General features: G+C 75.1%; 18 protein-coding genes. 14 read left to right on the top strand and 4 right to left on the bottom strand.

What is annotated here, in order from left to right; translation table 11 throughout:
- The first annotated feature begins 114 nt into the window (after positions 1-114).
- The 3 genes from GA0070611_RS13410 (at position 115) to GA0070611_RS13400 (ending at position 2,836) form a co-directional block, all read left to right on the top strand.
- The gene (locus tag GA0070611_RS13410) at positions 115-1,623 is read left to right on the top strand and encodes an MFS transporter (protein ID WP_091663614.1); all 1,509 of its coding nucleotides are present in this window, start codon (positions 115-117) and stop codon (positions 1,621-1,623) included.
- A 42-nt stretch (positions 1,624-1,665) separates the two neighbouring features.
- Positions 1,666-2,241, top strand: coding sequence for a hypothetical protein (locus GA0070611_RS13405; RefSeq protein ID WP_091663611.1), 576 nt, complete (start codon positions 1,666-1,668; stop codon positions 2,239-2,241).
- Positions 2,242-2,314: 73 nt separating this feature from the next.
- Positions 2,315-2,836 carry a hypothetical protein gene (locus GA0070611_RS13400; protein WP_091663608.1) on the top strand — a complete coding sequence of 174 codons (522 nt, stop codon included), beginning with the start codon at positions 2,315-2,317 and terminating at the stop codon, positions 2,834-2,836.
- 80 nt (positions 2,837-2,916) lie between these two features.
- On the opposite strand, the gene GA0070611_RS13395 is transcribed toward GA0070611_RS13400, so the two are convergent.
- A complete protein-coding gene (locus tag GA0070611_RS13395; protein ID WP_091663605.1) occupies positions 2,917-4,452 on the bottom strand; it encodes a M1 family metallopeptidase in 1,536 nt (511 codons plus the stop codon).
- Positions 4,453-4,654: 202 nt separating this feature from the next.
- Between GA0070611_RS13395 and GA0070611_RS13390 the strand changes: the two genes are divergently transcribed.
- Positions 4,655-5,440: an SGNH/GDSL hydrolase family protein gene (locus GA0070611_RS13390; RefSeq protein ID WP_091663602.1), complete on the top strand. Its 786-nt coding sequence runs from the start codon at positions 4,655-4,657 to the stop codon at positions 5,438-5,440.
- Positions 5,441-5,695: 255 nt separating this feature from the next.
- On the opposite strand, the gene GA0070611_RS13385 is transcribed toward GA0070611_RS13390, so the two are convergent.
- Positions 5,696-7,108 (bottom strand): alkaline phosphatase PhoX, encoded by a 1,413-nt coding sequence (locus tag GA0070611_RS13385; RefSeq protein WP_091663598.1) that lies wholly within the window; start codon positions 7,106-7,108, stop codon positions 5,696-5,698.
- A 193-nt stretch (positions 7,109-7,301) separates the two neighbouring features.
- On the opposite strand from GA0070611_RS13385, the gene GA0070611_RS13380 reads away from it, so the two are divergent.
- From GA0070611_RS13380 to GA0070611_RS13365, 4 genes are all read left to right on the top strand, one after another.
- Positions 7,302-9,839 carry an FtsK/SpoIIIE domain-containing protein gene (locus GA0070611_RS13380; protein WP_091663593.1) on the top strand — a complete coding sequence of 846 codons (2,538 nt, stop codon included), beginning with the start codon at positions 7,302-7,304 and terminating at the stop codon, positions 9,837-9,839.
- Positions 9,836-10,543: a hypothetical protein gene (locus GA0070611_RS13375; RefSeq protein ID WP_091663590.1), complete on the top strand. Its 708-nt coding sequence runs from the start codon at positions 9,836-9,838 to the stop codon at positions 10,541-10,543. Before GA0070611_RS13380 ends, GA0070611_RS13375 begins: the two co-directional genes overlap by 4 nt.
- Before the next feature lie 49 nt (positions 10,544-10,592).
- Positions 10,593-10,856 carry a DUF6244 family protein gene (locus GA0070611_RS13370; protein WP_091663587.1) on the top strand — a complete coding sequence of 88 codons (264 nt, stop codon included), beginning with the start codon at positions 10,593-10,595 and terminating at the stop codon, positions 10,854-10,856.
- A gap of 313 nt (positions 10,857-11,169) precedes the next feature.
- Positions 11,170-11,976, top strand: coding sequence for a lipase family alpha/beta hydrolase (locus GA0070611_RS13365; RefSeq protein WP_091663582.1), 807 nt, complete (start codon positions 11,170-11,172; stop codon positions 11,974-11,976).
- 48 nt (positions 11,977-12,024) lie between these two features.
- Here the strand turns inward: GA0070611_RS13365 and GA0070611_RS13360 are convergent, their stop codons facing one another.
- Together GA0070611_RS13360 and GA0070611_RS13355 are read right to left on the bottom strand one after the other, a co-directional pair.
- Entirely contained in the window at positions 12,025-12,891 is an 867-nt protein-coding gene (locus GA0070611_RS13360) for an aldo/keto reductase (protein WP_091663578.1), read from the bottom strand.
- An 89-nt stretch (positions 12,892-12,980) separates the two neighbouring features.
- On the bottom strand, positions 12,981-16,832 hold the full coding sequence (locus GA0070611_RS13355; protein ID WP_157740314.1) for a PAS domain-containing protein: 3,852 nt from the start codon (positions 16,830-16,832) through the stop codon (positions 12,981-12,983).
- Positions 16,833-17,052: 220 nt separating this feature from the next.
- Between GA0070611_RS13355 and GA0070611_RS13350 the strand changes: the two genes are divergently transcribed.
- From GA0070611_RS13350 to GA0070611_RS13325, 6 genes are all read left to right on the top strand, one after another.
- Entirely contained in the window at positions 17,053-17,418 is a 366-nt protein-coding gene (locus GA0070611_RS13350) for a YciI family protein (RefSeq protein WP_091663570.1), read from the top strand.
- A gap of 122 nt (positions 17,419-17,540) precedes the next feature.
- Complete coding sequence (locus tag GA0070611_RS13345) at positions 17,541-18,989, top strand: FAD-binding oxidoreductase (protein ID WP_091663567.1); 1,449 nt, start codon at positions 17,541-17,543, stop codon at positions 18,987-18,989.
- 165 nt (positions 18,990-19,154) lie between these two features.
- Positions 19,155-20,603: a pyruvate kinase gene (gene pyk, locus GA0070611_RS13340; protein ID WP_091663563.1), complete on the top strand. Its 1,449-nt coding sequence runs from the start codon at positions 19,155-19,157 to the stop codon at positions 20,601-20,603.
- A gap of 55 nt (positions 20,604-20,658) precedes the next feature.
- Entirely contained in the window at positions 20,659-21,543 is an 885-nt protein-coding gene (locus GA0070611_RS13335) for an acyl-CoA thioesterase (RefSeq protein ID WP_091663560.1), read from the top strand.
- Between the two features lie 61 nt (positions 21,544-21,604).
- Entirely contained in the window at positions 21,605-22,075 is a 471-nt protein-coding gene (locus GA0070611_RS13330; RefSeq protein ID WP_091663556.1) for an RrF2 family transcriptional regulator, read from the top strand.
- A 110-nt stretch (positions 22,076-22,185) separates the two neighbouring features.
- Positions 22,186-23,229 (top strand): sulfite exporter TauE/SafE family protein, encoded by a 1,044-nt coding sequence (locus GA0070611_RS13325; RefSeq protein WP_091663552.1) that lies wholly within the window; start codon positions 22,186-22,188, stop codon positions 23,227-23,229.
- Positions 23,230-23,579: the final 350 nt, after the last annotated feature.

Below are 23,579 nucleotides of genomic sequence, written 5' to 3'. Positions count from 1 at the left end.
GTGAACCCCCTCACCAACTGTCGTCAGCAGGTTTACCCGCCGCCAGACTTGTCCGCTGGCCGGACCGTGCGGGGTCCGGCTTCGTCGTGTCACCGTCTGGACGGGGAGGTCGTCGTGGCTCTCGGCGCCACGTTCGCCGCGCTGCGCCACCGGAACTACCGGATCTGGGCCGGCGCCGGCTTCGTATCGGTCATCGGGACCTGGATGCAGGTCCTGGGGGTCAACTGGTACGTGATGTCGGAAACCGGCTCGGCGACCTCGATGGGGCTGACCGTCCTGCTCCAGGCGCTGCCCACCCTGGTGCTCAGCGTGTGGGGCGGCGCGCTGGCCGACCGGCTGCCCGCGAAGCCGCTGCTGATCGCCGCCCAGGCCGCGCACGCCGCGCTCGCCGCCGGGCTGGCCGTGGTCGCCGTCACCGGCGCCGGCGGCCTGCCGGCGATCTACGCGATCTCGCTGGTCACCGGCGCGGTGTCGGCGATCGAGGGCCCCGTCTCGGGCCGCTGGTCGTCGACCCTGGTGCCCCGGGAGAGCCTCGGCAACGCGCTGGCCCTCGGCTCGCTGACCAACTCGGCCGGGCGGATCCTCGGGATGAGCCTCGGCGCCGTCGTGGTCGCCGCCGTCGGCCCCGCGCTGCTCTTCGCGGGGAATGCCGTCAGCTTCGTCGCGGTCGTCGTCGCCCTGCTCGCCGTACGCGAGGCCGACCGGCACACCGGCGGCGCGGAGGTGGCCGACGCGGCGTCGGCGGACGGCGGCATCCGGGCCGGCTTCCGTTACCTGCTGCGCCAGCCGGTGGTGCTGGTGGCGCTGGCGCTGTCGTTCGTGCTGGGCAGCCTGGGCCGCAACTACCAGGTCACCATGGCGGCGATGAGCGACGGACCGCTGGGCGGCGGGGCGTCCGGCTACGGCTTCCTCTCCACCGTCTTCGCGGTCGGCACCGTGCTCGGTGCGCTGGCCGCCGCCCGCCGCCGTGACCTGGGCTACCGGGTGCTCGTCGCGGCCGGCCTGGTCGGCAGCTCGCTGCAGATCGTCGCCGGCCTGGCTCCGGGGACGATGAGCTTCGCCGCGGTGATCCTGCCGGTGGCGGCCGCCGCCGTGATCATCGACACCACGGTCGGCACCCGCGCCCAGCTCGACACCGACTACGCGATGCGGGGCCGGGTGCTGGCCGCGCTCGCGGTCACCGGCTCGGTCTCCGCCGCGGTCGGCGCGCCGCTGCTCGGCTGGCTCGCCGAGCACGTCGGGCCCCGGCAGACGCTGGTGCTGGCCGGCACGGTCACCGCCGTCGCCACCCTGGTGGCCGGGATCGCCCTGGACCGTTTGCGCGAGCGCCGGCTGCGCCGCCGGCTCACCCTGGTGCTGGCCGCCCCCGCCGTGCGCCGCCCGGTGCGCCGGGTCGCCGCCACCGCCGCCCGGGTGGTCCGGCCGGCCCGCACCGGCCTCGCCGCCGGTGTCGTCCCGGCTCCCCGGGCCGGGTCCGCGGGCGGGGTGGGACCGAGCCGCCCACTGCGGCTCCGGTCCGCCGCCCGCCTCACGCAGGACTGCGGGTGCCCGCCGCACCGGTCCCGGCGGCCGGCGGGTCGCGTCCGGCACCGCGACGGCTGCCCGGTCGCCGCCCGGCGCTGACCACGTCCACCCGGCGTCGCGTGGGTGGGCTTCAATGGACGGGTGCGTTCGCTGCTGTCCGAGGTCGAGGTGCCGGCGGTCGATGCGCTGCTGACCGCGGTTGACCGGGTCATGAACAGCAACACCCTGCTGCTCGCGGCGGGTGTCGACGAGCCGGTCACGGCCGCGAACCGGCGTCGGACGCTGGCCTCCTTCGTCGACGGCCCGCTGTTCGCCGAGCTGATGCGCGCCGCCGACCGGGCCCGGGGGTGGGACAACCTCGGGTCGGGTCCGCTGGTGCCGGCCGGGAGGGACCTGCGGCTGACCGAGCTGGGCCGCACCGGGTTCCGGGCGCGGTTGACCTGGATGCTGTGCGGGCCGGTCAGCCCGTACCGGCGGCAACTCGACCCCGCCGTGGCCGACGTCGTCGTCGGCGGCTTCCTGAACTGGCTGGAGCGCGACGGCGGCGGCTGGTCGTACTGGTCGGTCCGCCCCGACTTCCTGTACGACACCGGCTACCACCGTGGCGGCGAGCCGGAGTCGGATGCGGCGTACTTCGAGGGTGGCCGGGGGGACACGGCCAGCTACCTCTACCGGGCCGACGTCCTGCTGCTCCTGCTCACCAACGGGGCGCCGTGACGGCGGCCCCGGGTGAGCCAGCTCATGCCGGACGGGACCCCGGCGCGGAGAAGATCGTCACTACGCTGCGGATATGGACGTCGAGGAGCGGCTGCGGCGGATCCGCCGGTGGCTGTGGGTCGTGGTGGTGGGTCTGTTCCTCAGCGGGGTGACCGCGTTCCCGCTGGAGCTGGAGGTGCGTTGGCTGCTGCGGGCGCTCGACCCGCTCGCCGACCACCTGCCCGCGCTGGTGGCCTGGATCGAGCGGGTGCACACCGGGCTGGTCGAGACCGGTGACCGCTACCCGTTCATGCTCTACGGCACCGACTGGTTGGCCTTCGCGCACCTGGTGCTGGCGGTGGCCTTCTGGGGGCCGCTGCGTGATCCGGTGCGCAACGTCTGGGTGGTCCAGCTCGGCATGATCGCCTGCGCCGGGATCGTGCCGCTGGCGCTGATCTGCGGGCCGGTCCGTGACATCCCCTGGTTCTGGACGCTGGTCGACCTCTCCTTCGCCGTCGGCGCGTTCCCGCCGCTCTGGTTCGCCTACCGGCACATCCGGGCGGTCGAGGCCGCCCGGGCCCAGCCGGCCACGTCGCCGGTGCTGGCCGCCGGCTGAACCCGGCCGCGCGATGCCGCTGTCCGCACCGCGCCGACCGGGGCCCGCTCCCAGGGTGGTGGAGCGGGCCCCGACCGAGGTCAGCGCGGCAGCAGTTGGTGCGCCGCGCGGATCTTCGTCCACGACTTCGGCTGCGCCGGGGCGAGCGTGCTGCGCGCGGCGGCGGCCGGCTCGGGACGTCCGGCGGTGAAGAGCCAGGTGGTGAAGACCTGGTCCAGGTCCTGGCCGGAGATCTGCTCGGCGAGCGCCTGGAACTGGGCGATGGTGCCGTTGCCGTGGGCGTGCGCGGCGGTCCAGGCCGGCAGGATCCGGAAGAACGCGTCGTCGCCGACGGCCAACCGGATCTGGTGCAGCGCCATCGCGCCCCGGTCGTAGACCGCGTCGTCGAAGACCCGGCTCGCGCCCGGATCACCCGGGAGGACCTGCCAGAAGTCCGAGTCGGCCGGGTAGCCGGCGTAGGTGAAGTCGAACAGCTCCTGGGCGGTGCCCTCGCCCTGCTCCTCCGACCAGAGCCACTCGGCGTACGACGCGAAGCCCTCGTTGAGCCAGATCTGGCTCCAGTCCGCCACCGAGACCGAGTCCCCGAACCACTGGTGCGCGTTCTCGTGCACGATCACGTACGGGTTGGACCCGCGCCGCCAGAAGCCCGGCCCGTACACCGGGCGGGTCTGCGTCTCCAGGGCGAAGCCGATGCCGTCGATCGGCCCGGCCACGCCACCCTGCGCCTCGAACGGGTACGGCCCGAACACGCCGCTCTCCCAGTCGACCACCTCGGCGGTGCGTTCGATGCTGGCCCGGGCGGCCGGCCCGCGCTCGCCCAGCGTGGTGCTGTACGCGTTGACCACCGGCTGCCCGTTCGGCGCGGTGTCGGTGACGATGTCGTACTGGCCGATGGCGATGAACGCCTGGTAGGTGGCGCCCGGCTTGACGCTGCGCCAGCTCCACCGGGTGCGGTTGCCGGCCTCGGCGAGCGGGGCGCGCGGCTGCACCCCGTTGCTGATCACCTCGACGCCGGTGGGCACCGAGACGGAGATGTCGAAGGTGGCCTTGTCGAGCGGGTGGTCGTTGCTGGGGAACCACCACCAGGCCGACTCGGGCTCGTTGACCCCGAGCGCGCCGTCGGCGGTCCGGGTCCAGCCCGTGTAGCCGTAGACCTTGGTCCGGGACGGGATCCCGGCGTACTTCACCACGACGGTGAGCGACTGGCCCTTGACGATCGGCCGGGGTGCGGTGACCGCCAGCTCGTGGTCGCCCTCCCGGGCGAAGGTGGCCGGCCAGCCGTTGACCCGCACCGACTCGACGTCGAGGGCGAAGTCCAGGTTGAACCGGGACAGGTCCTGCGTGGCGGTGGCGAGGATGGTGGTGGTGCCGCTGAGCCGGTCGGTGGCCGGCTCGTAGCGCAGCCGGACGTCGTAGTGGTCGACGTCGTAGCCGCCGTTGCCGTAGTCGGGGAAGTAGCTGTCGCCGATCCCGGGGCTGCCCGGGGTGGGGCTGACCGAGACGGGCGCCGGCCGGCCCCAACCCGTTAGGGCGGCCTGGCCGGGGGCGCCGGTGGTGACGGTGCCGGCGGTGGTGACGGTCAGGGCGGCGATGGCCGCCGTGAGAACACGTCGCACGAGGTGGACTCCCTCCATCGGGGTGTACGCACGCCCAACCTAATCGACGGTTGTGAACACGTCAGCCCCGTGGGAAGCCCGTCGGCTATTCAATTCGTGGGAATATTTCGATAGCATTACCGTCGGGTAACAAGCCATCCCATCCCTGGCCACGCGCGCGGTCCACGGACTCCACCACCACCTGCCTCGTGGAGGTCCTGCCATGACCCGTCGCGTCCGCACCGTGCTCGCCGCGTTGCTGGCGGCCGTCCTCGGCGCCGTCGCCATCCCCGGCGTCGCCCAGGCGGCCACCGTCAACTACGTCGCCCTCGGCGACTCGTACTCCTCCGGGGTCGGCGCCGGCCCGTACGACCTCTCCACCTGCCTGCGCAGCCAGAAGTCGTACGCCCCGCTCTGGGCCGCCGCCCACTCGGTCACCAGCTTCCGCTTCCCGGCCTGCGGCGGCGCGGTCACCGCCGACGTCATCAACGGCCAGGTCGGCGCGCTGAGCAGCAGCACCACCCTGGTCACCATCACCATCGGCGGCAACGACGCCGGCTTCGCCGACGTGGTCAGCTCCTGCCGCCTCGGCAGCACCTCCGCCTGCGAGACCGCGGTGAACAACGCCAAGGCGTTCGCCACCACCACCCTGCCCGGCCGGCTCGACGCCACCTACGCGGCGATCCGGAACCGGGCCCCCGCCGCCCGGCTGGTGGTGCTCGGCTACCCCCGGCTCTTCGAGACCGGCTGGTGCGGGCTGCTCGCGATGAGCAGCTACAAGCGGACCATCCTCAACCAGGCCGCCGACCTGCTCGCCACCGTCACCGCCGGCCGGGCCGCCGCGGCCGGCGCCACCTTCGTCGACGCCCGGCCGTTCTTCGCCGGGCACGGCGTCTGCGCCGCCGACCCGTGGATCCGCGACGTCAGCGGGCTGATCGAGGCGTACCACCCGGACGCCGACGGCTACCGCTACGGCTACCTGGCCGCCCTGACCGCCGCCATCGGCTGAGGACGCTCACGGCCGGGCTCCGGCCGACGTCGCCCGTACCCGGGAGGCGCCAGTCGAGTCGGCGCGGCCTTCGGTGGAACACCATGGCTGTCAAACGGCCCTGGTGACAGCAATGGCGTTCCACTCGTGGCGAGTCGACGGGCGCAGCGCGTCGCGGGAGACGACCGTCAGGCGTCAGGTCGGACGTCGGTGGGGGACAAGCGAGGGCCGGCGACTCCCCAGGAGCCGCCGGCCCGCACACTCTACTCAGGACCCTCAGTGGTCCGCGTTGCTGGGCCGCCCCCACGGGCCGGTGATCGCGAAGACGTACCCCGGGTCCTGGATGTTGGCGAACAGGATCTTGCCGTCGGCGCTGAACGTCGGGCCGGTGAACTCGCTCTCGTTCAGCTCGTTGCGGGCCAGCGGGTACGCCTTGCCCTGCGCGGTCACCCCGACCAGGTGCGACACGCCCTCGCCGTCCTCGGCCAGGATCACCCCGCCGTACGGCGACACGGTGATGTTGTCCGGCCCGTCGAAGTTGCCGTTGTCGGCGGCCGGGTCGGTGTTCACCCCGAAGATGGTCTTCAGGGTGACGGTCTCGGTGCGCGGGTCGTAGAACCAGACCTGGCCGTCGTGCTCGTTGACGCTGCCGTCGGCGAGCCGGGCGAAGCTGGCCACGAAGTACGCGCCGCCGTCGGCCCACCAGGCGCCCTCCAGCTTGCGGCTGCGGGTGACCTGCTCGTCGGTGAACTGCTTGCGTACCGAGACGGTCTTGGCGTCCCGGTCCGGCACGTCCACCCACTCGACCTTGTACCGGGTGCCGGGGGTGGTCGCCGTGGCCAGGTCGGTGATGTGCTGGCTGCCCAGGTAGCAGCTCATGGCCTGGAGCCGGCCGGCGGTGTCGCCGTCCGGGCGCTGGGCGAGGGCCCGCAGCGCGCCCTTGCCGCCCCGGAAGCCGGCCGGCGGCGTCCAGCGGAAGTACAGGCCGTTCGGGTTGCCGGCGTCCTCGGTCAGGTAGATCGAGTGGGTGTACGGGTCGACCGCGACGGCCTCGTGCGCGTAGCGGCCGAGGAACTTCAGCGGCACCGGGTTCTGGTTGGCGGCCCGGTCGTGCGGGTCCACCTCGAAGACGTACCCGTGGTCCTTGAGGTACTTGCCGCCGGCCTTCTGCTCGGTCTCCTCGCAGGTCAGCCAGGTGCCCCACGGGGTGATGCCGCCGGCGCAGTTGTTGTGCGTGCCGGCCACGCTGACGTACTCGCGCAGCCGCCGGCCGTGCGCGTCCACCTCGATGGTGGTGGTGCCGCCGCGGGCGCCCGGGTCGTAGGTGAGCCCGGCCAGCGCCGGCACCCCGTACGGCTCGCTGCCGCCGATCTCGTGGTTGTTGACCAGCACCGAACCCTGCGGGGCGCGGAAGCAGCCGGTGCCGTCGGCGTCGCTCGGGGTGGCCTGGCCGGACTCCAGCGTGGTCACGCCGGCCTGCGCCACGATCGTGTAGGAGAAGCCGGGCGGCAGGGCCAGCAGGCCGGCGGGGTCCTCGACGAGCTCGCCGTAGCCGACCGCCGGGCGGCAGGCGGCCCGGGCCGCCGCCGGACCCGCGATCGCCTCCAGGTTGCCGGCCACCACGATGCCGAGGCCGCCGGCCGCGCCGGTGCGCAGCAGGGCCCGCCGGGAGAGGGGGGAGGAGGTCACGTCATCGCCTTCCTGTTCACGGTTTTCGTCTCGCCAGCAGGCAAGTCGGGCCGGGGGAACGGCGGCCGGTGGGAACGACGGACGCGGGGTGAACAGTGGACCAACGTCGGGGGCGGGCGCGCACTGTGCCGGTGCGACGCGCGTCCGTTAGGGTTCCCTCGATCGGGACGGCGGCGGCGTCGGAGGGCGGACGGTGGGCAGGCTCGCGACGGCGTACGGACAGGCGGTCGCCCTGCACCGGCAGGCGCTGCGGCGGTGGGAGGCGGTGCGCGCGGCGCTGGCCGCCGCCGCGCCGGTCGCCCCCGGCAGCCCCGAGCTGGTCGCCCGGCTGGCCGGCCTCGGTGCCACGCTGGCCCCCGCGCCCGGCACCGCCCGACCCACCACCACCCCGGTCCCGGTACGCCTCGGCGAGGCGAGCACCTTCGACGGCGGCTTCCCGGTGCTGGTGCCGCTGGCCGGCGGCACCCATCTGGCGGTCGACGCCGACGCCCGCGACCCCCGGGTCGGCGAGCTGCTGCGCGCGATGGTGACCCAACTGCTCGCCGCCGCCCCGGCCGGCGCGGTCCGGGTCGCCGGCATCGACCCGGCCGCGTTCGGCGCCGCCTTCCTGCCGCTGCGCCCGCTGCTCGACGCCGGTGCGCTCGCCCCCACCGCCACCACCGCGGCCGAGGTGGCCGCTCTGCTCGACGAGGCGGAGCGGCACGCCCGGGCCGCCCAGCACGCCGCCCGCGACGACCAGGAGCTGCTGGTGCTGGTCGCCGCGTCGGCGCCGCCGCCCCGGGAGCTGGCCCGGTTGGCGGCGCTCACCCACGCCGGCCCGGCCGCCGCGGTCTGCGTGCTGCTCGCCGGCTACCCGGCCGCCGGCCCCGGCGAGTCGCCCCCGCCGCTGGGCGCCACCACCCAGCTCCGGCTCGGCGAGCGGTACGCCCTGGTCGGTGACCCGCCCGGGCAGCCGTACAGCGGTGACGGCAGCGGCCTGGCGGCCCCGGTCGTGCTGGACGGCGACCCCTCGCACGCCACGATCAGCGCGCTGGCCCAGCGGCTCGCCGCGGCCGCCCGCCGGGCCGCCACGGTCACCTTCTCCGACCTGCTCCCGCCCGCGCGCTGGACCGAGTCGGGCGGGGCCGGCCTGCGGACCGTGCTCGGCCGCTCCGACCGGGCGCCGGTCACCGTCGCCTTCGACGACGCCACCCCGCACTGGCTGGTCGGCGGGCGGACCGGCGCGGGCAAGACCGTCTTCCTGCTGGACGTGCTCTACGGCCTGGCCGCCCGGTACGCCCCGAGCGAGGTGCAGCTGCTGCTGCTCGACTTCAAGGAGGGGGTCAGCTTCACCGAGTTCGTCCCCACCGAGCGGGACCCGTCCTGGCTGCCGCACGCCCGGGCGGTGGGCATCGAGTCCGACCGCGAGTACGGCGTGGCGGTGCTGCGCGAGCTGCGCGCCGAGCTGGGCCGCCGGGCCGACCTGCTCAAGCGGCACGGCGTGACCAAGCTCGCCGACCTGCCACCGAACGCCCGGCCGCCCCGGGTGGTCACCGTGGTCGACGAGTTCCACGTGCTCTTCGCCGGCAACGACGCGCTGGCCCGGCAGGCCGTCGACCTGCTGGAGGAGCTGGCCCGCAAGGGCCGCTCGTACGGGCTGCACCTGGTGCTGGCCAGCCAGAGCATCACCGGCGTGGAGGCCCTCTACGGCCGGGCCGAGGCGATCTTCGGGCAGTTCCCGCTGCGGGTGGCGCTGCCCGGCGGCGGCGCGGTGCTCGACCCGCTCAACGACGCCGCCCGGGCGCTGACCGTCGGCACCGCCGTGGTCAACACCGCCGGCGGGGTGGCCGGCGCGGACACCCTGGTCCGCTTCCCCGACGCGCACGCCGCCACCGGCGACCTGGCGGCCCTGCGGCACGAGCTGTTCGCGGCCCGGCCGCCGGGTTCGCCGCCCCCGGCCGTCTTCCGCGGGTACGAGACGCCCCGGCTCGCCGACGACCCCACCTGGGCGGCGCTTCGCCCCGGCGACGGGCCGCCGCTGGCGCTGGTCGGCCGGACCGTCGACGTGGCCGGCAGCCCCGCCGGGTTCCGCCTCGACGCGACGCCGGGCCGGCACCTGGGCGTGGTCGGCACCGCCCCCGTCGCGGCCGAGGTGCTCCGGTCGGCGGCGCTCGGGCTGGCCCGGCAGCACGCCCCCGGTACCGCCCGGTTCCTGCTCGCCCCGCTGGCCACCGGCACCACCGACCTCGCCGACGACCTCGCGATGACCCTCGCCGCCGCCCGCCACCCGGTCCGCCGCCTCGACGCCGCCGAGCTGCGCGACCAGCTCGCCGAACTGTCCACCCCGCCGTCGGGCGGCGCGGCCGGAGCACCGCTGCCGGCGCGTACCTACCTGGTGGTGTTCGGGGTGGACGCCGCCGCCGGGGTGCTGGCCGCCGCCGACCCGCAGACGTTCCGCTCCGGCCACGACGACCTGCGGGCCGTGTTGCGCCAGGGGCCGGCGCACGGGGTGCACCTGCTCGGCTGGTGGCGGGGGTTGCGCCGGCTCGGCGAGGACCTCGGCGGCAGCCAGCACCGCGACGACCTGGCGTGCCTGGTGGCGCTGAACGTGCCCGGGCCGGACCTCGGCCTGTACCTCGGCGTGCACGACCTCGCGTACACCCCGCGCGACGGTCGGGCCCTGCTGGTGGACCGGCACGACCAGCGCACCGCCCTGATGGTGCCCTTCGTGGGCGACGGAGACGACCGGTGACCCGATTCGAGGAGTACGCGGCCCTGGCCCGGGAGCTGTCCGCGCGGCAGCGCGGCGGGGAACAGGCCGTCGCCGCGGAGGCGGCCCGGCGGCGCAGCCTGCAGGGCGCCGTCGACCAGCTCGGCCAACGGCTCGCCGCCCAACGGCAGCGGCTCGACCAGCTCGGTCGCGCCGGCGGGATCGACACGCCGCCCGAGGCGCCCGTACCCCCGGCGGTCGCCGGCTCCGGCCCGGTGGCCGCCGGCTCGACCGGCCCCGCCGCCGACGGCGCGGCGTCCGTCCCGGGTGACCCGGCGGCGGAGCTGGCCGCGGCGGGGCGGCTGGCCGACGAGGCCGACCGGTACGGGCGGGAGGCCGAGGCGCTCGCCCACCGGCCGGTGCTGCTGCCGACCTGGTCGGCGCCGGCCCGCGCGGTCGCCGTGTACGCCGGCTGCGCGCTGGCCGGGTCGGTGCTGATGCTCGCCCTGCTGGTCGGTTCGCCGGTCCCGGTGGGTGGGCTGGACCTGGTGGCCGCCGCGGCCTGTGCGGGCGTCCCGCTGCTGTCCTTCGTGGCCGGTCAGCTCGTGCTGGCCCGCTGGGGCCGGCCGGCGATCGCGGACGGCACCCCGCCGGGCCGGTACGTCCCGCTCGGCTTCGTCCTCTGTGCCCTGCTCTCCTCCGGCTTCTTCTGCCTCTACCTGGTGGCCTTCCGGCTGCTGCGGTGAACGGTGCCGGCTCGCGTAGGCTGCGGGGCAGGCGAGCAGGGGAGGGCGCGTGAGCGCGGCGCAGATCATCGCGAGGCTGGCGGCGGCCGCGGCGAAGCTGGACGAGGCGAAGGCCAAGGCGGCAGCCGCGGCGCAGGACGCCGCCGAGGCGCGCGCCCTGGTCACCGGGGCGCTGGAGGGCGTGGCGGCCGGGCCGCTGATCGGCGTGATCGACGCCTACCGGCAGGCGCTCGCCCAGGCGGCGCAGGGTGGCGAGCCGGCGCGGCAACACGTCCAGGAGACCATCGCCAAGGTGCAGGCGCTGGGCAGCTGACCCGGCCGGACGCGCCGGCAGCGGCGCGCCGGCCTCCACCGCGCCCGGGCCCGGCCCGAGCGCGGTGAGTCGTCGGGGTCTACCTGTCGTCCTCCGCAACGACCTACCGCCGCCTGGGCCGGCCGGCGCTCGTTGCCGGGTGCTCCACGGCGATTCGCCGGTTTGTGCCCCTGGCGCGTCAACTGGTTACCGGCGCGTAACTTTTCATTGACGTGTGTGAAATCGGACACGCATCATCGTTCCCACGATCGATCGGATCCCCCCACCCGTCCCCTCCCGGCGATCCCGGGTGCCTCCCCTCGGAGGTGCAGCCATGCTGCTCCGAACGGTCCTTGCCGCCACCACCGCCCTCGCCGCCCTGCTCGTGCCGGCCACCGCCGCCCACGCCGCCCCGCAGCGCGCCGCCGCCATCAGCGCCGACACCACCACGACCGCCGACGCCGCCACCCTCGCCGCCGCCGGGGCCGATCCGGTCATCGTGGTCGGCGGCCTGATCGGCGTCTCGATCGCGTACGAGCCGATCGCCGCCCGGCTGCGCGCCGACGGCTACCGGGTGTCGATCTATCAACTGCCGAACCTCGGCTTCGGCGACATCCGCGAGTCCGCCCGCGCCCTGGCGTCCTACGTGGACCAGGTCCGGGCCGCCACCGGCGCGAGCAAGGTCGACCTGGTCACCCACTCCGAGGGCGGCCTGGTCAGCCGTTGGTACGTGAAGTTCCTCGGCGGCGCCGACAAGGTCGACCACTACATCAGCCTGGGCAGTCCGCAGTACGGCACCTACGTCGCCAACATCATCAACCTGGTCGGCCTGGGCAGCTGCGTCGGCATCGTCGCCTGCCAGCAGATGACCATCGGGTCCACCTTCCTCGGCGACCTCAACGCCGGCGACGACACCCCCGGCGCGGTCCGCTGGACCACCGTGCGCAGCTGGCAGGACGAGCTGGTCCGGCCGGTCGACAACGCGCGGCTCGCCGACGGCGTCACCAACGTGCTGGTGCAGGGGTGGTGCCCGCTGCGGGTCGTCGGGCACCTCGGCCTGGTGCTGGACGGCACCACGTACACGATCGTCCGGCAGGCCCTCGCCGACGCCCCGATCTGGCCCAACTGCTTCGCCCTCTGAACCGCCGGCCGGCCACCCGGGCTCCGGGCGGCCGGCCGGCGCGCCTGCTCAGGCCGCCTTGGCCAGCGCCTCGAACTCGTCGTCGGTGAGCTGGACCTCGGCCGCGGCGACGTTCTCCTCCAGGTGCGACACCGAGGATGTACCCGGGATCGGCAGCATGACCGGCGAGCGGCGCAGCAGCCAGGAGAGGGCGAGCTGCGCGGGCGTCGCGCCGTGGTCCGTGGAGATGGCGTCCAGCGGACCGCCCGGCTTCGCCAGGTTGCCGGTGGCGATCGGGAACCACGGGATGAAGGCCAGGTCGTTGCGCTCGCAGTGGTCGAGCACGTCCTCCGCGCTGCGGTCGGCCAGGTTGTAGAGGTTCTGCACCGAGACGATCGGGGTGATCTTCCGGGCCGCCTCGATCTGCTCGACGCTCACCTCGGAGAGCCCGATGTGCCGGACCTTCCCCTCCTGCTTGAGCAGGGCCAGCTCGCCGAGCTGGTCCTCCAGCGGCACCTTCTCGTCGATGCGGTGCAGCTGGTAGAGCGGGATGCAGTCCAGGCCCAGGTGGCGCAGGCTCAGCTCGCACTGCTGGCGCAGGTACTCGGGGCGGCCCACCGGCCGCCAGTCGCCCGGGCCCGAGCGGGTCAGCCCCGCCTTGGTGGCGATCACCAGATCGTCGGCGTACGGGTGCAGCGCCTCCTTGATCAGCAGCTCGCTGACGAACGGGCCGTACGAGTCGGCGGTGTCGATGAAGGTCACCCCCAGCTCGTACGCCCGGCGCAGCACCCGGACCGCCTCGGCCGGGTCCTTCGGGTCACCCCACACCCCCGCCCCGGTGAGCTGCATCGCCCCGTAACCGAGCCGGTCGACCTGGAGGTCCCCGCCGATCCGGTAGGTGCCCGACGCCTTCGCGGGCTGGGTGCTGCTGGCCATGCCGGTCCTCCTGTGCGTTCGTGGTCGGGCGGCGTGCCCGCCCCCGACCCCCGACAGTTCCCGGAAAACGGCCGCCGGAACGTCGCCGCTCAGCCGATGTGCCGGAGCACCACCAGCGCCCGGTCGTCCTCGCCGCCCGGCAGCTCCCGCAGCAGGGTGTCCGCGATCGCCTCCACCGGTTCGTCCCGCACCCCGGTCAGCACCCCGTGCAGCGCCGCCACCCCGTCGTCGTAGAGCCGGCCGCGCCGCTCCACCAGCCCGTCGGTGTACGCCACCAGCAGGTCACCGGGGCCGAACGGCACGCTGGTCACGGTCATCGGCGCGTCCACCATGCCCAGCGGCATCGCGTTGACCGTCTGCACGGAGACCGGCGGCGCCCCGGCGGGCACCAGCACCGGGTGCGGGTGCCCGGCGCGCAGCACCTGCGCCACCCCGGCCGTCGGGTCGACCACCACGATCAGGCAGGTGCCGAGGAAAGCGACGCCGACCAGGTCGGTCAGCCGGCGGAACAGGTCCTCCAACGGCACACCCAGCCGGATCAGGGTGTTGACCATCGTGCGCAGCTGCGCCATGTCGGCGGCCGCCTCCACCTGGTGGCCGACCACGTCGCCGAGCACCACGGCCAGCCGGTCGCCGTCGGTGCGGACCAGGTCGTACCAGTCGCCGCCGAGGTGCAGTCCGCTCATCGCCGGCTGGTAGCGGGTGGCGATCTCCAGCCCGTCCGGGGTGGTCAGCGCGGAGCTGCGCAGCCGGCCGGCCAGCCGGGTCACCAGGTTGTGCTCGGCGGCGGCGAGCCGGACCCGCTCCAGGGTCTGCTCGCACAGGTCGGCGATGGTGTCGAGCAGCGCCAGGTCGCCCTCGCGCAGCGGCCGCTCACGGGCCCAGCCGAAGCCCAGCGCCGCGATCGGCTGGCGCTGCGCGTCGAACAGCGGCAGCGCGACGGTGGTGACCAGGCCGTGCGCGCCGACCGGATCGGGCAGGCCCGGGAACCGGGCGGCGAACTCCGCGCGGTCGCGCAGGACGATCCGCTCACCGCCCCGCAGCGCCCGCACGATCGGCCGCGGATCGTCGATCGTCAGGTCGCGGAAGGTGCCGGCCAGGCTCTCCGGCACGTCACGGAACCAGAGCCGCACCAGCCGCCCCTCGTCGCGCAGGGCCAGGCCCGGCAGCACCGCGCCCAGCGCGGTGGGCGCCGCGTCGAGGATCACGTCGATCGCCTCGGCGGTGGAGCGGGCCACGCTCAACCGGGCCGCGAACTGCGCCATCGCCTGCGCCGAACCGGTCAGCTCGGCCCGCTGCAACGCCTGGCTGCACAGCCCGGCCACCGCGTCCAGCAGGTTGCGCAGCGCCTCGTCGTCGGCCACCGGCCGGCTCCAGCACACCTCCAGCGCGCCGAGCGCGCCGCCGTCGCCGTAGCGCAGCGGCAGGCAGACCACCGTCGTCGGATCACCCTCGACGCTCGGCGCGAGCACCGTGTTCTCCCGTACGGCCCGGGCCAGCGGCTCGTCGGCGTTGATCGGCAGCCGCTCCGGCGGGGCGTCCCCGCCGGCCACGTCGAGTTCGGTGGCGCCCGGGCCGGCGATGGCCACCCGCAGCGTGGTGGCGTCCACCACCGCCGGGGCGACCCCGGTGACCACCTCCAGGATGGCGTCGCGGCCCCGGGCCGAGCTGAGCGAACCGGCCAGCCGGGCCAGCGCCTCCGCCTGCCGCAGGGCCCGCTGTCGGTCGCTGACGTCGCGCGCCACCGTGGCCACGAAGGCGGTGCCCTCCTGCCCGTCGCCGGTGGAGACGGTGAACGTCTGGTGGTCGACGTCGACCTGCTCGCCGGTGTCCAGCCGGACCAGCCGGCTCTCCGCCCGGTGGTGCCCGTGGCGCAGCGCGGCCGGGATCAGCTCGGTGCGCCACAGGTCGCGCACGTCCGGGGCGGCGAAGTCGACCAGCCCCAGCCCGTCCACCCGGTCGGCGTCGCCGAGCCCGACCAGTGCCCGGCCGGCCGGGTTGACGTAGACGGTCCGCCCGTCCGGGTCGGCCACCGCGATGAAGTCGCCGGAGCGTTCCACCAGGGCCTGGAACAGCCGCAGTTCGGCCTGGGTGGCCCGCTCCGCGCTCAGGTCCAGCGCGTACGCCAGCCAGCGCAGCGGTCGCCGCTGCAGGGCCACCACGCCGATCTGCACCGGCACCCGCCGCCCGTCGGCGTGCCGGTACTCCTTGGCGTACGCGGGCGAGCGGCCGGTCGCCTCCAGGCTGGCCAGCGAGCGGGCATCCTCCTCCTCCCAGCCCGGCGGGGTGAGCGCCGGCCAGGCCAGCCGCCCCTGGGCGATGTCCTCGGCGGTGTAGCCGAGCATCGCCAGGAAGGCCTCGTTGGCCTCGGTGATCCGCTCGTCCACGCCACCGAACACGGCCAGCACGTCGGTGGCGGCGAGCCGTTCGTGGCGGGCCCGCTCGGCGCCCAGCGCCTCCAGCAGCCGGGTGCGTTCGGTGACGTCCACGACGCTGAAGCCGACCCCGACCAGCTCGTCGGTGTCGTGCACCCGGATCGGGAAGTAGCTGGCCACCACCTGCCGGGGCACCTCGCCCGGGGCGACCGGGTCGACGGTGAACTCGACCCCCACGACCGGGCCGTCCGCCAGCACCCGGCCCATCAGCTCCTCGATCCGGTCCCCGTACGCGGGCAGCACCTCCGTCGGCCGGCGACCCAGGTGCTCGGCCGCCGCCACCCGGTTCAGCATCGCCAGGGCCGGGTTGACCTGGACGAAGCGCAGGTCGGTGTCGACCAGGCCGAACCCCACCGGGGCGTTGTCCAACAGCGCCCGGCTGATCGCGTCGGTGCGCCGCTGGTCGGCCCGGGCGGCGGCCTCGGCCCGCCAGGCGCGTTCCCGCTCGGTCGCCTCCCGCACCGCGCCGCGCAGCCCCTCGGTGACCGCGTCCTGCGGGCGCACCGCCGCCAGCCGGCGCAGCGCGTCCAGCTCGGCCAGCGCCTCGGCCCGCCGGTGCTCCGCCTGGTACGCCCGGGCCCCGGCCAGCGCGGTGCCGACGTGCCCGGCCAGCAGCTCGACGAAGGACAGATAGTCGGCGTCCACCACCCGGCGCGGGTTCAGCCCGGCGACCAGCACCCCGCTCGGCGCGGCGCCGCCCGCCTCCCGCACCGGCACCACGGCGGCCTTCGGCACGCCCGGCCGGTCCGGGTCGGCGGACGGGTCGAGCGACAGCACCCGGGTCTTGCCGTCGGCGAGCACCTCGGCCAGCGGCCAGGACTCCGCCGGGTCCGCCTCGTCGCCCGTGGCGGGGCGCAGCACGCCGTCCGGGCCGGCCAGATGGAGCCGCGCGAACGGTACGGCGGGGCTGCCGGCCAGGGTCGCGACGGTGCGCCGCCCCACCTCCTCCGGATCGGTCACGTCGACCAGCGCGCCGGCCAGGGTGCCGAGCAACCGCAGCCGGCGGTCGCTGACCACCCGGTCGGTCGTCTCGGTGACCGCGGTGAACACCCCGCCGGGGGCGCCCGACTCGTCGATGATCGGGCTGTACGAGAAGGTGAAGTAGCACTCCTCGACGAACCCGTTACGGTCCAGCAGGAGCAGTTGGTCCTCGCTCCAGGTGGCACCGCGTCCGGCCAGCACACCGGTCAGCATCGGCCCGATGGCGTCCCAGACCTCCGGCCACACCTGCGCGCCCGGCCGGCCCAGCGCGTCGCGCTTGGCCGCCCCCAGCACCGGCAGGTACGCGTCGTTGTAGAGCATCACCAGCTCGCCGCCCCACCAGAGCAGGATCGGGAAGCGGGAGTGCAGGCAGATGCTGACCGCGGTGCGCAGGCTCTGCGGCCAGCCGTCGACCGGGCCGAGCGGGGTGGCCGACCAGTCGTGGCCGGCGATCGCCGCGCCCATCTCCCCGCCGGCGGCGAGGTCGTCCTGCCACCGGGAGCCGGCCGGCGGGGTCTGGCTCACCCGGGACCTCCGCTCGGTGTCGGGCGCACTACGGGGAAAAAGTACCAGCGCCCGGCCGCGCACGCCTTTGTGGATCTTCGTGGTCGGCGGCTGGGCGGGACGAACGACGCGTCCGGTCGGGAACCCGCCGCCGTCGGCCCAGTTGCGCCGAGCGGCCACGGCGGTGGTCCCTCCCGTGCGACGCTGGGCGCAAGGCGGCACGTACGTCGGAAGGGGCGCCATGGGCGGGACGCCGAAGGTCGACTTCGCGCTCGACACGTACGAGTGCATCGTGCTCTACCCGGGGCCGTCCGGCCGGGCCCTGCCGAAGGAGACGGTGCAGCGGTTGCAGGCCGAACACATCCAGCACATGCAGGCGCTGCAACGGCGCGGCATCGTCCTGGTCGACGGCTCGGTGGACGGCCCGGCCCGCGAGCCGGACCCGCCGATCGGCTTCGGGCTGGCCCGGACCGGCTCGGTGGACGACGTGCGCAGCGTGATGGAGGCGGACCCGGCGGTGCAGGCCGGGCTCTACCGGGTCGAGGTGCTGACCTTCCTCTGCCCGGCCGGCTCGCTGGAGTTTCCGCTGGTCAAGACGCAGAGCTGAGCGAACTGTCAGGCGGGTGACGGTGTCGTCACCGGCGTCGGTGCTACGGTCCGCTCCGAGCGAGGACCCCGTCGTGAACGGGCGCGCCGGGCGTCCCGGCCGGGGCCGACCGAGGAGTCGCGATGACCTCCGTCCCCGACCTGCCGCGCGCCACCGAACTGCTCCGCGCCGCCCTCGGCGACCGACTGCTCACCCCGTCCGACGCCGGCTTCGCCGCCGCGGTCCGGCTCTGGAACGGCGCGCCCGCCGCGACGCCGGCCTTGGTGGCCCACGTCGCGGACGCCGACGAGGTCGCGCTCGCGGTCCGGGTCGCGGCGCGGTGCGGGGTGCCGTTCTCGGTCCGCGCCGGCGGCCACGACTGGGCCGGGCGGGCGCTGCGTGCCGGCGGCCTGGTCGTCGACCTCACCGCCCTGCGCCGGGTCGACGTCGACCCGGACGCGCGGACGGTCACCGTGGGCGGCGGCGTCACCGCCGCCGACGTCCTCGCCGCCCTGCGCCCGTACGACCAGGTGGTGGCCACCGGCGTGGTGCGGGCGGTCGGGCTGGCCGGGCTGACCCTGGCCGGCGGGTACGGCCCGCTCTGCGGCCGGGTCGGGCTGGCGCTGGACAACCTGCTCGGCGCGGAGGTGGTACTGGCCGACGGGCGACAGGTCACCGCCGACGCGGCGCACGAGCCGGAGCTGTACTGGGCGTTGCGCGGCGGCGGCGGCAACTTCGGTGTGGTCACCGCGCTGCGCTACCGCACCCACCGGCTGTCGGCCGCGCTGGCCGGGATGCTGATGTTCCCGCTGGAGCAGGCGGTGCCGGTGCTGCGCGGCTACGGCGCCGTGCTGCGCGACGCGCCCGACGAACTGACCGTGATGGCCGGCTTCCTGGGCGGGCCGGCGGGGGAGCCGGTGGTCTTCCTCGCCCCGTTCCACACCGGCGACGACCCGGACGCCGGGCGGCCGGCGGTGGACCGGTTGCGCGCCCTCGGCACGCCGCTGGTGGACCAGGTCGCCCCGCTGCCCTACGAGGACGCGCTGCGGCTCTTCGACGGCGGGATGGCCGACGGCAACCACTACTTCCTGCGGACCCGCTGGCTGGAGGGGCCCGGCGAGGCGGTGGTGGCCGCCCTGGTCGCGGCGGCCCGGACGGTCACCTCGCCGTACTCCGCCATCGCGCTGCACCACTTCCACGGCGCGGCGTCCCGGGTGCCGGTCGGCGACACCGCCTTCGGCCGGCGCGACGACCACCTGCTCGCCGAGGTCATCGCGGCCTGGGCACCGGGGGACGACCCGACCCCGCACCGGGCCTGGGCGGAGCACGTCTCGCGCGCCCTCGCCCCGCACGCGCTGCCCGGCGGGTACCCGAACCTGCTGGACCCCGCCGAGACCGACCGGGTGCGCCTCGCGTACGGGCCGAACTGGGACCGGCTGGTGCGCGCCAAGCGCCGCTACGACCCGCACGGGCGGCTCAGCGCGGTGCCGACGTTGCCCGACGTCACGCCGCCGTCACCCCGCGTCGCACCCGACCGGGACGGCGCGGAGCCGGCGCCGGCCGATCGCCGGGAGCGGCCCGTCGGGGGCTGACGGCGGACGGTACGATTTCCGCCGCGCGGTCGCCGATGCCCGCCGCACACGACGGTCCGGTGCGGTTTCCACCGCCCGCTGCGCGCCTGTAGCGCGTCGTCGGACAATGTTCCGCAGTCCGAAAGGGGTCGGCCGGCAGGTCGACCCGGAGGAGAGACTAGCCTGATGGGCGTGACACGCCGCGCGAAGATCGTCTGTACCCTCGGCCCCGCAACCTCGTCCCCCGAGCGCATCCGGGGTCTCGTGGAGGCGGGCATGAACGTGGCGAGGCTCAACTTCAGCCACGGCAGTCACGCCGACCACGAGGCGGTGTACCGGCTGGTCCGCGAGGCCGCCGACGCCGCCGGGCACCCGGTCGCGATCCTCGCCGACCTCCAGGGTCCGAAGATCCGGCTCGGCAAGTTCGCCGACGGCCCGCACGAGTGGCGCACCGGCGACTCGGTCGTCATCACCGGCGACGACATCCTCGGCACCAAGGACCGGGTGTCCTGCACCTACCGCAAGCTGCCGCACGAGGTGAAGCCGGGCGACCGGCTGCTGATCGACGACGGTCGGGTGGCGGTCGAGGTCAGCGACGTCACCGGCAACGACATCCGGTGCCTGGTCACCGAGGGCGGCCCGGTCTCCAACAACAAGGGCGTCTCGCTGCCCAACGTCGCGGTCAGCGTCCCGGCGATGTCGGAGAAGGACGCCGAGGACCTGCGCTTCGCCCTCGGCCTGGGCGTCGACCTGATCGCGCTCTCCTTCGTCCGCTCGGCCGACGACATCAAGCTCGTGCACGGGATCATGGACGAGGAGGGCGTCCGCCGCCCGGTGCTGGCCAAGGTCGAGAAGCCGGAGGCGGTCGACCACCTGGAGGCGATCGTGCTCGCCTTCGACGGCGTCATGGTGGCCCGCGGCGACCTCGGCGTCGAGCTGCCGCTGGACCAGGTGCCGCTGGTGCAGAAGCGCGCCGTGCAGCTGTGCCGGGAGAACGCCAAGCCGGTCATCGTGGCCACCCAGATGCTCGACTCCATGATCGAGAACTCGCGGCCGACCCGCGCCGAGGCCTCCGACGTGGCCAACGCGGTGCTCGACGGCGCGGACGCGGTGATGCTCTCCGGCGAGACCAGCGTCGGCAAGTACCCGGTGCTCACCGTGAGCACCATGGCGAAGATCATCACCACCACCGAGGCCGGCTCGATCGGCGTGCCGCGGCTGCAGCACGACCCGCGTACGCACGGTGGCGCGCTCACCGTCGCCGCCTCCTCGATCGCCCGGGCCATCGGCGCGAAGGCCATGGTCGCGTTCTCGCAGACGGGCGACACCGTCAAGCGCCTCGCCCGGCTGCACTGCGACCTGCCGCTGCTGGCCTTCACCCCGGTGCCCGAGGTGCGCAACCAGCTCGCCCTCTGCTGGGGCGTCGAGACCTTCCTGATGCCGTTCGTCGAGCACACCGACGACATGTTCCGCCAGGTCGACCAGGCGCTGCTCGGCCTCAACCGGGCCAACCCGGGCGACTACGTGGTGATCGTGGCGGGCAGCCCGCCCGGCACCCCCGGCTCCACCAACACGCTGCGGGTGCACCAGCTCGGCTCGCTGGTCGACGCGGCGTCGGCCCGGGCTCTTCAGTGAGCGCGAGGAGCGAGCCGGTTCTGCGAGCCCCGCAGTCGCGAACGGAGACGATGCAGTGACCGAGCGTCCGGCGGCGACCGGCCAGGCCGCGGTCGACCAGCTCCTGGAGGTGCTGGACCTCGACCACACCGGCGAGATGACCTTCCGGGGGATGAGCCCGCCGGTCGGTCCGCAGCGGGTGTACGGCGGCCAGGTCGCCGGCCAGGCCCTGGTCGCCGCCGGGCGCACCGTCGACGCGGAGCGCTTCGTGCACTCCCTGCACGGCTACTTCGTCCGGCCCGGCGACCCGGCCGAGCCGATCGAGTACCAGGTGGAGAACGTTCGCGACGGCCGCTCCTTCTCGGTGCGTCGCTCGGTGGCGCTCCAGCACGACAAGCCGATCTTCTTCATGTCGGCGTCCTTCCAGCGGCAGGAGGAGGGGCTCGACCACCACGCGCCGAGCCCGCTGGACGTGCCCGGTCCGGACGAGGTCCCGACCATGACCGACCGGCTGTCCCGCTATCCGGAGCGGCTCGGCATCTGGGGGCAGATCCCCCGGCCGATCGATGTCCGCTACGTGGGCGAGCCCGGCTGGGTACGCCCCGGTGACCGTCCCGCCGAGCCGCACCAGCGGGTCTGGATGCGCCTCGACGGCAAGCTGCCGGACGACCCACTGCTGCACGCCTGCGCCCTGACGTACGCCTCCGACCTGACCCTGCTCGACTCGGTGCTCTCGGTGCACGGCGAGGTGTGGGGTCCCGGCGGCGTGGTGGGCGCGAGCCTCGACCACGCGCTCTGGTTCCACCGCACGTTCCGGGCCGACGAGTGGTTCCTCTACGACTGCTGGAGCCCGTCCGCCTCCGGTGCGCGCGGGCTGGCGACCGGCCGGATGTTCACCACCGACGGCCGGCACATCGCCAGCGCCGTGCAGGAGGGGCTGCTGCGCCGCGTCGGCGCCTGACCGGCCGATCGGCTGAGGGGCGACGCACCTGGCGGCGGAGCCGCCGACTAACCTTGCCGGCATGCGTCTCTCCGCCCGGGTCGACTACGCCCTCCGCGCGTCCGCCGAGTTGGCCTCGGTGGCCGAGGGCGGGTCGGCCGGGCGGACCCGCCCGGTGACCGCCGAGCAGATCGCCCGCAGTCAGGACATCCCGCCGAAGTTCCTGGAGAGCATCCTGCTCCAGCTGCGCCGGGGCGGCATCGTGCACGCCCAGCGGGGCCCGGAGGGCGGCTACTGGCTGGCCCGGCCGGCGGCGGAGATCTCCCTGGCCGAGGTGATCCGGGTGATCGACGGGCCGCTCGCGCACATCCGTGGCCAGCGCCCCGAGCAGCTCGGCTACCAGGGCGCGGCCCGGGCGCTGCAGGACGTCTGGATCGCGCTGCGGGCCAGCGAACGGGAGATCCTCGAACTGGTCACCCTGGCCGACGTGGCCGGCGGCACGCTGCCCGCCCGGGTCAACGAGCTGGCCGCCGATCCGGCCGCCTGGAGCTGACCGCCCGAGCGCCGGCCGTCCCATCAGGCGGATGGCCGATTGACCGGGGGCGTCCCGTGCCGCATTGTCGACCAAGTCGATAGGAGATGCCGAAAAGTCAGGGGGCGCTCGTGCGCAAGCTGCTGATCCTCGCCCTGGTCGGGCTCGCCGCGCAGTTGGTCGACGGCGCACTGGGCATGGCGTACGGCCTCACCTCCTCGACCCTGCTGCTCTTCGCCGGGGTCGCGCCGGCCGCCGCCTCCGCCTCGGTGCACCTGGCCGAGATCGGCACCACGCTCGCGGCCGGGCTGTCGCACTGGCGCTTCGGCAACGTCGACTGGCGGGTGGTCGCCCGCATCGCCGTACCCGGCGCGGTGGGCGCGTTCGCCGGTGCGACCTTCCTCAGCGCCATCTCCACCGAGGCCGCCGCGCCGTGGATGGCCGCCATCCTGTTCAGCCTCGGCGCGTACCTGCTGGTCCGCTTCTCCCGACCGCTGCGGGCCAACCGGGCGGCCGGCGGCCTGCGGACCCGGTTCCTGGCCCCGCTCGGGCTGGTCGCCGGCTTCATCGACGCCACCGGCGGCGGGGGCTGGGGGCCGGTCGCCACCCCGGCGCTGCTGGTCTCCGGCCGGCTGGAGCCGCGCCGGGTCATCGGCTCGGTCGACACCGCCGAGTTCGTGGTGGCCGGCGCCGCCAGCATCGGCTTCCTGATCGGCCTGGGCACCGAGGGCTTCCTGCTCTCCACCGTGCTGGCGCTGCTCGCCGGCGGCCTGGTCGCCGCCCCGGTCGCCGCCTGGCTGGTCCGCATCGTCCCGGCCCAGCTGCTCGGCGCCGTGATCGGTGGGGTGATCGTGCTGACCAACGCCCGGATCCTGCTGCGCGCCGGTGAGCTGACCGGCCCGGCGCCCACCCTGGTCTACGGGGTGCTCGGCGTCGGCTGGCTGACCGCCCTGGTGCTGGCCGGCCGGGCGCTGCGCCGGGCCCGCCACGCCCGCGCCGTCGCCGAGGCCGCCCTCGCCGCCGGGCCGTCGTCGCCCGTCGCGGTGCCCGCGTCGCCGGCCGCCGGGCCGTCGTCGCCCGTCGCGGTGTCCGCGTCACCGGCTGCCGCGGCTCCGGCGCCGTCGGCGCGGGGCGCGGGGGAGCGGGCGCACGGACTGGCCGCCGTCGAGGGCTGAACCCGTTCGGGACCGCCACTGCCGGCCCTGGGCCTCCGGCCGGCACCGGAGGGCACACTTCCCCGGACGTTGCCCGGATCTTGTGGGCGCTCGCCGGCAGGTTGCCCCACCTCGGCTCCCGCTCCCGCTCCCGCTCCCCCTCCCGCTCCCGAGATCGTGCTCAGCCGTGGATCGAGTGGTGTGGGGCCGCCGCGGAGGCCACAACGTCCTGGATCGAGCGCGATCGTGAGGTGGACCGCGAGGGCGAGGGCGAGGGCGGGCCGGGGGAGGGGCCGGCCCGCCGTCGGTCGCGCAGGGGGCAGCCATTGTGCGGCCGGAAAGCGGTGTCCTACGCTGTCCGGGCGCAGGAG

Source organism: Micromonospora auratinigra, assembly GCF_900089595.1.
In the GTDB taxonomy this organism is placed as follows: domain Bacteria; phylum Actinomycetota; class Actinomycetes; order Mycobacteriales; family Micromonosporaceae; genus Micromonospora; species Micromonospora auratinigra.
Note: the sequence above shows the minus strand (reverse complement) of the source record. Positions and strands in the feature narration are given on the sequence as shown.

Coding starts and splice junctions, on each gene's coding strand:
- GA0070611_RS13400 (WP_091663608.1), top strand. CDS start 2,315: ATGGACGTCGAGGAGCGGCTGCGGCGGATCCGCCGGTGGCTGTGGGTC.
- GA0070611_RS13390 (WP_091663602.1), top strand. CDS start 4,655: ATGACCCGTCGCGTCCGCACCGTGCTCGCCGCGTTGCTGGCGGCCGTC.
- GA0070611_RS13365 (WP_091663582.1), top strand. CDS start 11,170: ATGCTGCTCCGAACGGTCCTTGCCGCCACCACCGCCCTCGCCGCCCTG.
- GA0070611_RS13360 (WP_091663578.1), bottom strand. CDS start 12,891: ATGGCCAGCAGCACCCAGCCCGCGAAGGCGTCGGGCACCTACCGGATC.
- GA0070611_RS13350 (WP_091663570.1), top strand. CDS start 17,053: ATGGGCGGGACGCCGAAGGTCGACTTCGCGCTCGACACGTACGAGTGC.
- GA0070611_RS13345 (WP_091663567.1), top strand. CDS start 17,541: ATGACCTCCGTCCCCGACCTGCCGCGCGCCACCGAACTGCTCCGCGCC.
- pyk (WP_091663563.1), top strand. CDS start 19,155: ATGGGCGTGACACGCCGCGCGAAGATCGTCTGTACCCTCGGCCCCGCA.
- GA0070611_RS13330 (WP_091663556.1), top strand. CDS start 21,605: ATGCGTCTCTCCGCCCGGGTCGACTACGCCCTCCGCGCGTCCGCCGAG.